General features: G+C 71.9%; 10 protein-coding genes. 5 read left to right on the top strand and 5 right to left on the bottom strand.

Features of this window, described 5'->3' with window-relative positions; translation table 11 throughout:
• Positions 1-245: 245 nt before the first annotated feature.
• The 4 genes from ABZ840_RS18115 to ABZ840_RS18100 all read left to right on the top strand — a co-directional run bounded on the left by ABZ840_RS18115 (position 246) and on the right by ABZ840_RS18100 (position 4699).
• Entirely contained in the window at positions 246-1217 is a 972-nt protein-coding gene (locus ABZ840_RS18115; protein WP_361560662.1) for a TraR/DksA family transcriptional regulator, read from the top strand.
• Between the two features lie 149 nt (positions 1218-1366).
• A complete protein-coding gene (gene lspA / locus ABZ840_RS18110; RefSeq protein WP_361560659.1) occupies positions 1367-1969 on the top strand; it encodes a signal peptidase II in 603 nt (200 codons plus the stop codon).
• A gap of 77 nt (positions 1970-2046) precedes the next feature.
• A complete protein-coding gene (locus ABZ840_RS18105) occupies positions 2047-2988 on the top strand; it encodes an RluA family pseudouridine synthase (protein WP_361560656.1) in 942 nt (313 codons plus the stop codon).
• A gap of 118 nt (positions 2989-3106) precedes the next feature.
• Positions 3107-4699, top strand: a complete 1593-nt coding sequence (locus tag ABZ840_RS18100) for a Na+/H+ antiporter (protein WP_361560917.1) — start codon at positions 3107-3109, stop codon at positions 4697-4699.
• Between the two features lie 42 nt (positions 4700-4741).
• On the opposite strand, the gene ABZ840_RS18095 is transcribed toward ABZ840_RS18100, so the two are convergent.
• Positions 4742-5839 carry a mechanosensitive ion channel domain-containing protein gene (locus tag ABZ840_RS18095; protein WP_361560915.1) on the bottom strand — a complete coding sequence of 366 codons (1098 nt, stop codon included), beginning with the start codon at positions 5837-5839 and terminating at the stop codon, positions 4742-4744.
• A 55-nt stretch (positions 5840-5894) separates the two neighbouring features.
• Between ABZ840_RS18095 and ABZ840_RS18090 the strand changes: the two genes are divergently transcribed.
• Positions 5895-6524 carry a dienelactone hydrolase family protein gene (locus tag ABZ840_RS18090; protein ID WP_361560653.1) on the top strand — a complete coding sequence of 210 codons (630 nt, stop codon included), beginning with the start codon at positions 5895-5897 and terminating at the stop codon, positions 6522-6524.
• Between the two features lie 39 nt (positions 6525-6563).
• On the opposite strand, the gene ABZ840_RS18085 is transcribed toward ABZ840_RS18090, so the two are convergent.
• The 4 genes from ABZ840_RS18085 to ABZ840_RS18070 all read right to left on the bottom strand — a co-directional run bounded on the left by ABZ840_RS18085 (position 6564) and on the right by ABZ840_RS18070 (position 10873).
• Entirely contained in the window at positions 6564-8216 is a 1653-nt protein-coding gene (locus ABZ840_RS18085) for an alkaline phosphatase D family protein (RefSeq protein ID WP_361560650.1), read from the bottom strand.
• A 92-nt stretch (positions 8217-8308) separates the two neighbouring features.
• A complete protein-coding gene (locus ABZ840_RS18080) occupies positions 8309-9154 on the bottom strand; it encodes a thioredoxin domain-containing protein (RefSeq protein ID WP_361560647.1) in 846 nt (281 codons plus the stop codon).
• 128 nt (positions 9155-9282) lie between these two features.
• Complete coding sequence (locus ABZ840_RS18075) at positions 9283-10113, bottom strand: thioredoxin domain-containing protein (RefSeq protein ID WP_361560644.1); 831 nt, start codon at positions 10111-10113, stop codon at positions 9283-9285.
• A 97-nt stretch (positions 10114-10210) separates the two neighbouring features.
• A complete protein-coding gene (locus ABZ840_RS18070; protein WP_361560913.1) occupies positions 10211-10873 on the bottom strand; it encodes a hypothetical protein in 663 nt (220 codons plus the stop codon).
• Between the last annotated feature and the right edge of the window lie 40 nt (positions 10874-10913).

Raw genomic sequence — 10913 nt, 5'->3', positions numbered from 1 at the left:
CGAATGCCGATACGCAACGCGGCGGAATGCGGCAGGCGTACGACGGTGCCGCGACACCCCCTGTCGGGCGTCCGATGACGCCGGATTACGGGCCGGGGAGCGGGGCACAACGGATGCAGGCCGGGCTCCCGGGGCGGGAGCCGGACGGTGGAGGGCGGTGCGTCCCGTTGCCGCGTGCTCTGAGTCGATTTATCGTTCCGGTCACGATTCGCGAGCATGATCACATACGTGAAGGGATCGCGGCCATGGTGGCGAAAGAGACCGCCGCGCACGACAGCACGGCGGGGTCCGGGCGGGACGTGCCGGACGGCGGGACGTCCGCCGAGAAGGCCGCGGCGGAGCGGACGGCGACCGGCAATCCGCCGGCCGGCGAGGGCGCGGCGGCGGAGCCCGGTACGGGGCCGCCCGTGAGAGAAGCCGGGACGAAGAAGACCGCGACCGGGAACCCTCCGCCGGAGGAGACCGTTTCCGGTGCGGCGCCCGCGAAGCGGACGTCGTCGAAGAAGGCAACGGCGAAGAAGACCGCCGCCAGGAAGACGGCGGCCAGGAAGACGGCGAAGAAGGCCGCCGCGAAGAAGACCGCGGCGGGACGGACAGCGGCAGCGGAGGCCGCGGCGGAGGGCGCCGCGGCCGACACGTCCGCCGGCACGAGCACGGCCAGGAAGGCTGCACCGCCCGAGGGGGCGGTGCCCGCGAAGAAGACGGGAGCCAAGACGGTGGTGGCGAAGAAGACTCCGGGCGGGGCCCCGGCCGCTGCGCTGGACGACAGCGAGCAGACAGCCGGCGGGACGGCCCTGCCCAAGGCGCGTACCGGCCCGGCGTCCGCCGCCGAGCTGCCCGTACGGCCGGGCGAGGACCCGTGGTCGGAGGCCGAGGCCGAGGAGGCCCGGTCGATGCTGCGGGCGGAGCAGGACCGGCTGCGCAACGAGATCCGGTCCTCCGAGGACGCCATCGCGGGGCTGATGCGGGACTCCAGCGACAGCACGGGCGACGAGGCCGACACCGGTTCGAAGAACATCACCCGTGAGCACGAGATGGCGCTGGCCTCGAACGCCCGCGAGATGCTGCTGCAGACCGAGCGGGCGCTGGAGCGGCTGGACGCCGGCACGTACGGCCTCTGCGAGAACTGCGGCAAGGCGATCGGCAAGGCCCGGATGCAGGCGTTCCCGCGGGCCACGCTCTGTGTGGAGTGCAAGCAGAAGACCGAGCGCCGCTAGCGGCCGGGCCGGGGCCTTCGTGCCCCGGCCCCGCGTCCGTACCGCCCCCGGGTACCCGTACTCACCTACGGCCGGCCCCCGTGCCGTACCCTCGAACCTCAGCCAGGCGTGGCCTGGCCGGGGAAACGACGGGCCGAGGGACTTCACAGGTGGCAGAGGCGGAGCGCATCACCGGTACGCCGGAATCCGGGCCGGAGCCCGGGCAGGGGGACGGCGGAGAGGTCGAGCGGGGCGCGGCGGAGGCGGGCGCCACGGCGACGCAGCCCAAGCGGCGGCGGATCACCGCGCTGCTGGTCGTCGCGCTGATCGTGTACCTGCTGGACCTCGGCAGCAAGCTGCTGGTGGTGGCGAAGCTGGAGCACCACGCGCCGGTCCAGGTGATCGGGACGCTGCTCCAGTTCGAGGTGATCCGCAACCGCGGGGCCGCCTTCAGCATGGGCGAGGCGCTGACGATCTTCCTGACCCTGATCGCCGTCGCGGTGATCGTGGTGATCTTCCGGGTCGCCCGCAAGCTCTACAGCCTGCCCTGGGCGATCGCCCTCGGCCTGCTGCTCGGCGGCGCCTTCGGCAACCTCACCGACCGGCTCTTCCGTTCGCCGGGCGTCTTCCAGGGCGCGGTGGTCGACTTCATCGCCCCGGCGCACTTCGCGGTCTTCAACCTCGCCGACTCCGGGATCGTGTGCGGCGGCATCCTGATCGTGCTGCTCTCCTTCCGCGGCCTGGACCCGGACGGGACGCTCCACAAGGACTGACGCCGCGTCCGGGCAGGGTTTTCCACAGGCGGGGGCGGGGCCGACGGGAGCGCCCGCGGGACTGCCATACTCGTGGGGTGAGCACGATTCCCGAGATCCGCACCCTGCCCGTACCGGACGGCCTGGAGGGCGAGCGCGTCGACGCCGCGCTGGCCCGGATGTTCGGCTTTTCCCGTACGAAGGCGGCCGAGCTGGCCGCCGCCGGCAAGGTCCGGGTGGACGGGGCCGAGGTGATGAAGTCCGAGCGGGTGCACGGCGGCGCCTGGCTCGAAGTCGAGATGCCGCAGGCCGCGGCGCCGGTGGAGATCGTCGCCGAGCCCGTGGAGGGCATGGAGATCGTCCATGACGACGACGACATCGTCGTGATCATGAAGCCTGTCGGCGTCGCCGCGCACCCCAGCCCGGGGTGGAACGGCACGACGGTCATCGGCGGCCTGGCCGCCGCCGGGTACCGCATCTCGACCTCCGGCGCCGCCGAGCGCCAGGGCATCGTGCACCGCCTGGACGTCGGCACGTCGGGCCTGATGGTCGTGGCGAAGTCGGAGCGCGCGTACACCTCCCTGAAGCGGCAGTTCAAGGAGCGCGTCCCCGAGAAGCGGTACAACGCGCTCGTCCAGGGCCACCCGGACCCGCTCAGCGGCACGATCGACGCCCCGATCGGCCGTCACCCGCAGCACGACTACAAGTGGGCGGTCACCGCCGACGGCAAGCCGTCCGTGACGCACTACGACCTGGTCGAGGCGTTCCGCGCGGCCAGCCTGTTGGACATCAAGCTGGAGACCGGCCGCACGCACCAGATCCGGGTGCACATGTCCGCGCACCGCCACCCCTGCGTCGGCGACCTGACCTACGGCGCCGACCCCACCCTCGCCAAGCGCCTGGGCGTCTCCCGGCAGTGGCTGCACGCCGTGCGGCTGGGCTTCGAGCACCCGGGCGACGGCCGCTGGGTGGAGTTCGAGAGCGAGTACCCGGAGGACCTCCAGCGGGCCCTGGACCGGGTGCGGGCCGAGAGCGCCTGACCCCCGGCGGCCGGCCGTTGCGGCCGGTCCCCACGGGGTCGCCGACGGGCGTTTCCCGGAGTTCATGGCAGGCTTGATCAGTGATCGACTGATTTCGAAGCTCCGGAGCGTGCCTGCCGTGGACCAGCTGGCCCTGATGTTCGTCCTGCTGCTGGGGGCCGTGCTCATGGTCCCCCTCGGCGACCGGCTGGGACTCCCGTCACCGGTGCTGATGACCCTGGCGGGCGCCGTGCTGGCCCTGCTGCCGTTCGTCCCGAACGTCCAGGTGCCGCCGGAGTTCATCCTCCCGCTGCTGCTGCCGCCCCTGTTGTACGCGGCGGTGCAGCGCACGTCCTGGCGCCAGTTCACCGCCAATATCCGGCCGATCTTCCTGCTCGCGGTGGCGCTGGTCTTCGCGACCACCGCCGCCGTCGCCGCCGTCGCGCACAGCGTCGTCCCCGGCCTGCCGGTGGCCGCCGCCGTGGCGCTCGGCGCGCTGGTGGCGCCGCCGGACCCGGTCGCCGCGACCGCCGTCGCCGGCAAGCTCGGCCTGCCCCGCCGTCTGGTGTCGATCCTGGAGGGCGAGGGCCTCTTCAACGACGTCACCGCGATCGTGCTGTACCACGTGGCACTGGCCGCCGCGGTCTCCGGCGAGTTCTCCGCGCCGTCCGCCGTCGGCCAGCTGCTGCTCTCGGCCGTGGTGGCCATAGCGGTCGGCGTGGTCCTCGGCTGGCTGGCCAACAAGCTGATGGAAGTGGTCGACGACGCGACGCTCCAGGTCGGGCTGACGCTGCTGGTGCCGTTCGTGGCGTACGTGCTCTCCGAGGAGCTGCACGGCTCGGGCGTGCTCTCGGTGCTCACCGCCGCGCTCTTCCTCGCGCACTACGCCGCCGACGCCGACGACGTGATGGGCCGGCTCGCCGGGCACACCTTCTGGGAGGTCGTCGACACGCTCGTCACCGGCGTCGCCTTCGGCCTGATCGGCCTGGAGCTGCACAACATCTTCGGCACCGCCGCCGGGCACTGGCAGCAGCTGCTGGGCGCCTGCGCCGCCGTCATCGGGGTCGTGGTGGGCCTGCGGCTGCTGTGGCTGCTGCCCGCCGCGTGGCTGGCGCAGCGGCTGCACCGGCACCGGATCGCGGAGGAGATCCCGACCAGCTGGCGGGAGACCATCGTCATGTGGTGGTCGGGGATGCGCGGGGTGGCGTCGGTGGCGCTGGCGCTGGCCATCCCGTTCGAGGTCGACGGCGGCGGGCCGTTCCCGGCCCGCGACGAGATCCTCTTCATCGCCTTCGCGGTGGTGCTGGCCACCCTCGTGGTGCAGGGCCTGACGCTGCCCTTCCTGGTCAAGCGGCTGGGGGTGCGGGCCGACACGGACGCCGAGGACGCGCTGGAGCGCGAGCTCGCGGTCCGCGTGGTCAAGGCCTCCAAGCGGCGGCTGAAGGAGATCGTGTCGGAGGAGGAGCTGTCCGACGAGGTCGTCGAGCGGCTGTCCCGGAGCACGTACGAGATGGGCGCCCGCATCTCGCCGGACATCGTGGACGACGAGCGGCGCGAGGGCTACGACAAGCGCATCGCCCGTGTGAAGAAGGTCCAGCGCATCCAGAGCGAGCTGCTGTCCGCCGCGCGCCACGAGGTGCTCGCGGCCCGCAGCGAGCCCGGTTCGGACCCGGAGGTCGTCGACCGGGTGCTGCGCCATCTCGACGTCCGCAGCCTGCGCACGCCGTCCTGAGCGAGCTGGAGAAACGCTACTTCTCCAGGGCCTGGAGAAACGCTACTTCTCCAGCGTGGGCCCGGTCCGCCCCGCGGCGGGCTCCTCCGAAACGGGCTCCTCCAGAACGGGCGCCGCCGCGGTCGAGATGCGCGGCAGCGCGTACGGATGCGCGTCCCGCAGCCAGGTGATCATCTGCTCGCGCACCTCGCAGCGGACCGTCCAGATCGCGTCCGCGTCCCGGGCGGTGACCAGCGCCCGCACCTCGATCGTGCTGGGGGTGGTGTCGGTGACCACCAGGGTCTGTGCCCGGCCGTCCCAGGAGTCGGAGTTCTTCAGGATCTCCTGGAGCTTCTCGCGCATCTCCTCGACGGGCGCGCGGTGGTCGAGCTGGAAGAAGACGGTGCCGGTCATCTGCGCGCCGCCGCGCGACCAGTTCTCGAACGGGCTGCTGGTGAAGTAGGAGACCGGCATGGTGATCCGGCGCTCGTCCCAGGTCCGTACGGTCAGGAAGGTCAGGGTGATCTCCTCGACCGTGCCCCACTCGCCCTCCACCACGACGGTGTCGCCGATCCGCACCATGTCACCGAAGGCGATCTGCAGGCCCGCGAAGAGGTTGCCGAGCGTGGACTGGGCCGCGACACCGGCGACGATGCCCAGTACACCGGCCGAGGCCAGCATCGAGGTGCCGACCGCCCGCATCGCGGGGAAGGTCAGCAGCATCGCGGCGACGGCGACCACCGCGACCACCGCGGTGACCACCCGCTGGATCAGCGTGACCTGCGTACGGACCCGGCGGACCCGGGCGGCGTCGCGGGCGCCCGCCGCGTACCGGGAGTACGAGGACTCCACGATCGCCGCCGAGACGCGTATCGCCAGCCAGGCGGTGGCGGCGATCAGGACCAGCGACAGCAGTTGGCCGATTCCGGCGCTGTGCTCGTCGATGATCTTGAGCTTGGTGCGGTCGAAGGTGCCGCGCAGCAGCGCCGTCAGGAGCACCACCTGGAGCGGGATCCGGCAGCGCCGCAGCAGGCCCCACAAGGGGGTGTCCGGGCGCGCGGCATCGGCCCGGCGCATCGCCAGATCGGCCGCCCATCCCAGGGCGAGCGTGAGGGCGACGGAGCCGCCCACGACGATCAGCGGACGCAGTACGTCCTCCATGGACACGTGATCCCTCCTGGTCGGGGTCCGCTTCCTGTCGACCGTAACTGGCACGATGGGAGGAGTGCGATCCATCGACAGGGAAGTGAAACCAGTGACCGGCTCCGCGGCGACTCAAACCGTCATTCTGTTCCATTCTGTGTACGGGCTGCGGCCGGCCGTACAGGCGGGTGCCGAGCGACTGCGTGCCGCCGGCCACGAAGTGATCGTTCCCGACCTGTTCGACGGGCGCACCGCCGACACCATCGAGGACGGCATCGAGATCAAGGACGAGATCGGCAAGGACGAGCTGCTGCGGCGCGCGGTGGTGGCCGCGGCCCCGTACTCCGACCGCGGCCTGATCTACGCGGGCCTGTCCTTCGGCGGTTCCGTGGCCCAGAACCTGGCGCTGGCCGACGCCAAGGCGCGCGGCCTGCTGCTGCTCCACGGCACCTCCGACATCGCCGACGACGCGGCCGTGGACGACCTGCCGGTGCAGCTGCACGTGGCCGACCCGGACCCCTTCGAGCCGCACGACTGGCTGAACGCCTGGTACCTCCGCATGCAGCGGGCCGGCGCCGACGTCGAGGTCTACCGCTACCCGGGGGCCGGGCACCTCTTCACCGACGACGGGCTGCCGGACCACGACAAGGAGGCCGCCGAGGGCGCCTGGAAGGTCGGGCTGGGCTTCCTCGCGAGCCTCTGAGCCCCGGGGCGCCGCCGGCGGCCGTGCACGGGCTCCCGCTCAGGCCACCGGCCCCTCGGCCCGCTCCATGCGCTGGGTGCCGCTGAGCGTGCGGTACGAGCGCTGCCACGACGACGTGGCGTTCCGGTCCGCCTTGTCGGAGACGGCGAAGTAGTCCATCTGCGTCCGCTCGGCCGTGACGTCCAGGACGCCGTAGCCGTGGCTGTCCATGTCCACCCACTTCACGTGGCGGTTGGCGGCCCGGACCGCCGCGGCGGCGGGCAGCGACAGCGTGTGCGGCGCGACGTGCAGGGTGTCGTCGAGGTTGTCGGAGGTGACCGAGGTGACGACGAATTCGGTGGCCACCGGCGCCTGGCTCGGGTACGTCGCGGCCTTGAGCGGCACGTCGTTGGCCCAGGACATGTGGATGTCGCCGGTGAGGAAGACGGTGTTGCCGATGGACCGGTCGCTCAGGTGCGTCAGCAGCTCGCGCCGGTCGTCGGTGTAGCCGTCCCACTGGTCGGTGCTGATCGCCAGCCCCTCCTTGGGCAGGCCCAGCACCTCGGCGAGCGGCTCCAGCAGATGCGCGGGCACGGACCCGAACGCCACCTGCGAGATCATCACGGAGGTGCCGACCAGCCGCCAGGCCGCCGCGGAGCGTTCCAGGCCCGCCTTCAGCCAGTCCAGCTGCGCCCGCCCGGTGATCGTGCGGCCCGGGTCGTCGACCTCGCCGCTGCCGATCGGCGCCTGCTCGTCGCGGAAGCTGCGCAGGTCCAGCAGGTGCAGATCGGCGAGCGTGCCGAACTGCAGGCGGCGGTAGGTGGTGCCGGCGGTGGACGGGCGTACCGGCATCCACTCGAAGTACGCCTGCTTGGCCGCGGCCATCCGCGCCGCCCAGTCGCCCTCGGTGTCCGGCGTGTGGTTCTCCGCGCCGTCCTTCCGGGCGTTGTCGGCGAACTCGTGGTCGTCCCACATCGCGATCACCGGGTGCGCGGCGTGCATCGCCTGCGCGTCCGGGTCGGTCTTGTGCACGCCGTGCCGGATGCGGTAGTCGGCCAGGCTGATGATCTCGTGGCCGGGGGAGTGCGGGCGGACCACGTACTTCAGGGCCGGGTACTCGCCGGTCTTGTACTCGTAGAGGTAGTCCCCGAGGTGCAGCACCGCGTCCAGGTCGGTGCGGGCCGCGAGATGGCGGTAGGGCGAGAAGTAGCCGGATTCCCAGTTGGCGCAGGAAACCACGCCGAAGCGGACGTTCGTGGCGGCGGTGCCGGCGGCGGGCGCGGTGCGGGTGCGTCCCACGGGGGAGTGGACGCCGAGCGCGGTGAAGCGGAACCAGTAGGTGGTGGCGGGCGAGAGGCCCCGTACGTCCGCCTTGACGGTGTGGTCGGTGGCCGCCGAGGCGGTCGCGGTTCCCCGCGCGACCACCTCGGTGAAGCCCTTGTCGGTGGCCACCTGCCAGCCCACCTCGGCGGCCGCGCCCTTGCCCGAACCGGGCAGGGCGTCGGCGGCGGGGGTGACGCGGGTCCACAGCAGGATGCCGTCGGGCAGCGGGTCGCCGGAGGCGACGCCGTGCTGGAAGGGGGCCACCGCGGCGGCCCTGGCGGTCCGGTCGGCGGCGCGCGCGGTGGCGGCGGTGCCGAGGGGCAGCAGGGCGGCGGTGGCGGCTACGGCCGTGACGGCAGTACGGCGCGAGATCTGGTCATGATCGGTCACGGCCGATCACCCTACTGGCTGGTAAGTGACTTCAGGGGTACGGATTCCATCGAATTCATGAACCCGCGCCCCTGGTCACCGCAGGCGGCGCGTTACTTCTCCGCCGGGCCGAACTCCTTGTCGATCATCTTCTTGAAGTTGGCCTGCGCGAGCTTGTTGTACTGCGCCTGCGTCATCTGCTGCTGGGGGATCGGCGCCATCGTCAGCTTCTTGTCCCCGTGCATGAAGGTCGGGGTGCCCTTGACGCCCTTGCGGCCGAACAGCCCGGCCATCTCCATCGCCCAGCGGTCGTACGTGCCGTCCTTGACCGCCCGCTCGAACTTCGCGTCGCCCTTGAGCTCGGGCACCTGGCCGGCGACCTTCAGCAGTGCGGAGTCCTTGGCGTAGGTGTCGACGCTTTCCTCGGGGTGGTTCTTCAGCGAGTACAGCGCCTCCTTGTAGTGGAGGAACGCCTCGGGGCTCTTGTCCAGCGCGGCGCCCAGCGCGCTCAGCGCGTTCTTGGAGCCCTCGCCGCCGCCCATGTCGTCGATGAAGGCGTACATCGTGAAGCGGGCCTTGTAGCGGCCGTCGTCGATGTCCTTCAGCAGCACCGGGCCGGTGGACTGCTCGAAGGCGGCGCACGCCGGGCAGCGGATGTCCTCGAACACCTCCAGGGTGTCCTTCGCGCTCTTGTCACCGATGACGATCTCGGTGCCGTTCTTGCCCTGGGTGTGCGCGGGCCGCACCAGCTTCGCTTCCTTGGCGGCTTCCCAGCCGGTGGGCTCGTTGGCCTTCATCACGGCGTAGCCGATGCCGCCGGCGATCACCAGGACGCCGAGCACACCGCCCGCCACGACGAGCTGACGGCGGAGCCTCGCGCGCTTCTTCTCCCGCTCCCGTTCCGCGCGTATGCGCTCCCGGGCTGCGGACTTGGCGGCCTGGCTGTTGCGGTTGCTCATGCGGTCCCCTCCATGGCGGGGAGTCTGCCACGGGGGCCGGCCGGCGCGAGGTCAAGATTCGGCAACGGCCGGCGGACGTACGGGACGTATGCCGCCCGTACCTCCGCCGGCCGTCACCGGTGCGTCCGCTACTTCTTGAGGTTCTTCTCCACAAGGGAGTTGAAGACGGCGGCCGTGGACGGCGCGCTCTGTCCGTCGGCGGAGAGCAGCTTGTCGTTCAGCTTGATCGTGGGCGTGCTGCGGACGTCCTTGGCGTTGTTGAACGCGTCCGACATCGTCAGCGCCCAGCGGTCGTACGTGCCGTCCTTCAGGGCCTTCTGGAACGCCTTGTCGCCCTTGAGCTCGGGGACCGTGTCCGCGACCTTGATCAGGTACGCGTCGTCGGCGAACTTGTCCGGGCCGGTCTCCTCGGGGTGGTACTTCTTCGAGTACAGCGCGTACTTGTACTTCAGGAACGCCTCGGGGCTCTTGTCCAGCGCGGCGCCCAGGGCGCTCACCGCGTTCTTGGAGCCGGTGCCCTGGAGGTTGTCGTCCAGGAACGTGCCCAGGTGGAAGGTGGCCTTGTACTTGCCGTCGGCGATGTCCTTCTCGACCGTCTCGCCGACGTTCTGCTCGAAGTTGGCGCAGCCGGGGCAGCGCGGGTCCTCGTACAGCGCGAGGGTGTTCTTCGCACCCTTCTCGCCGATGGTGACGGTGGTGCCGTCGGCGCCGGAGGTGTGGGCCGGCTTGACCAGCTTGGCGTTCTTGGCCTTGGCCCAGGTGTCCTCCGGGCTGCCGTCGCCGCCGCCGGAGTTGGCGACGGCCAGGCCGATGCCGCCGGCGATGGCCAGCACCACGACGATCGCGCCGCCGACCGTCAGCTGACGGCGCACCTTGTCCTTCTTGGCCTGCCGCTCGCGCTCGGCGCGCAGCCGCTCACGCGCTGCCTGCTTGTTGGCCTGGCTGTTGCGGTTGCTCATGATCGGGTTGCTCCTGGGGTCTGCTGTGCCGGGGCGGCGCCGGAGACGGCGTGCCGCGCCCCGTACGGAAAGGGGAGGGGACCGGTGGCTCGCGGCGTCAGGCCGCGAGGGAGCAGGCCGGCGGTCCCCGGCGGACGACGCAGTGCACGAGCAGGGGGAGGGAGCGCGGGGGCGCGGCGACCGCCACGGGCGGTACGGCCCGGCGGCGCGGGGCGCGGCCGGCGCCGAGCACCGCGACCGCGACCAGCAGCGGCCGCAGCGCGAAGACGGCCAGCGAGCCCAGCAGCCGCTCCAGCGCGGCCTCACCGCGCCGCAGCCAGGCGGCGGCCAGCAGCCCGACCGCGACGTGCGCGGCGAGCAGCAGCAGCCAGGTGGCGGCGGGGGCCGGGTGGTGGCCGGTGGCCCGGGCCAGCGGGGTGCCGACGTCGCCGCCGCGGCAGAGCAGGTCCACGCCCAGCGAGCGGAGCGGGCCGGCGACGGGGCCGCCGGCCATGCCGTAGCAGGCGTGCTGGCCGACGCTGAAGACCGTGTCGGCGGCCAGTTCCAGCGGTACCAGCAGGGCCGCGATCGGCCCGAAGCGCCGCTCCCGGCCCGCCAGCGCGTACGCGAGCACGAAGACGACGGCGGCGAGCGCGGCCACCGTCGTCAGCGGCAGCGGCATCCGGGAGAGCAGCACATGGGAGGCGGTGGACAGCGTGACGCACAGCGCCGTGAAGAGCGCCGCACGCAGTGCCCTCAGGTGTGCCGCCGAAATGTCCATCGAAATCGAGTCTGCCATGGGGCGGAGTAAGCGCCGCTTA

Origin of the sequence: Streptomyces sp. NPDC047117 (assembly GCF_040643545.1) — a bacterium.
GTDB lineage: Bacteria > Actinomycetota > Actinomycetes > Streptomycetales > Streptomycetaceae > Streptomyces.
The sequence above is the reverse complement of the archived record's forward strand: the minus strand, read 5'-3'. Positions and strand labels throughout refer to the sequence as shown.

Coding starts and splice junctions, on each gene's coding strand:
- ABZ840_RS18095 (WP_361560915.1), bottom strand. CDS start 5,839: ATGGAGGACGTACTGCGTCCGCTGATCGTCGTGGGCGGCTCCGTCGCC.
- ABZ840_RS18070 (WP_361560913.1), bottom strand. CDS start 10,873: ATGGACATTTCGGCGGCACACCTGAGGGCACTGCGTGCGGCGCTCTTC.
- ABZ840_RS18075 (WP_361560644.1), bottom strand. CDS start 10,113: ATGAGCAACCGCAACAGCCAGGCCAACAAGCAGGCAGCGCGTGAGCGG.
- ABZ840_RS18090 (WP_361560653.1), top strand. CDS start 5,895: ATGGGAGGAGTGCGATCCATCGACAGGGAAGTGAAACCAGTGACCGGC.
- ABZ840_RS18080 (WP_361560647.1), bottom strand. CDS start 9,154: ATGAGCAACCGCAACAGCCAGGCCGCCAAGTCCGCAGCCCGGGAGCGC.
- ABZ840_RS18115 (WP_361560662.1), top strand. CDS start 246: ATGGTGGCGAAAGAGACCGCCGCGCACGACAGCACGGCGGGGTCCGGG.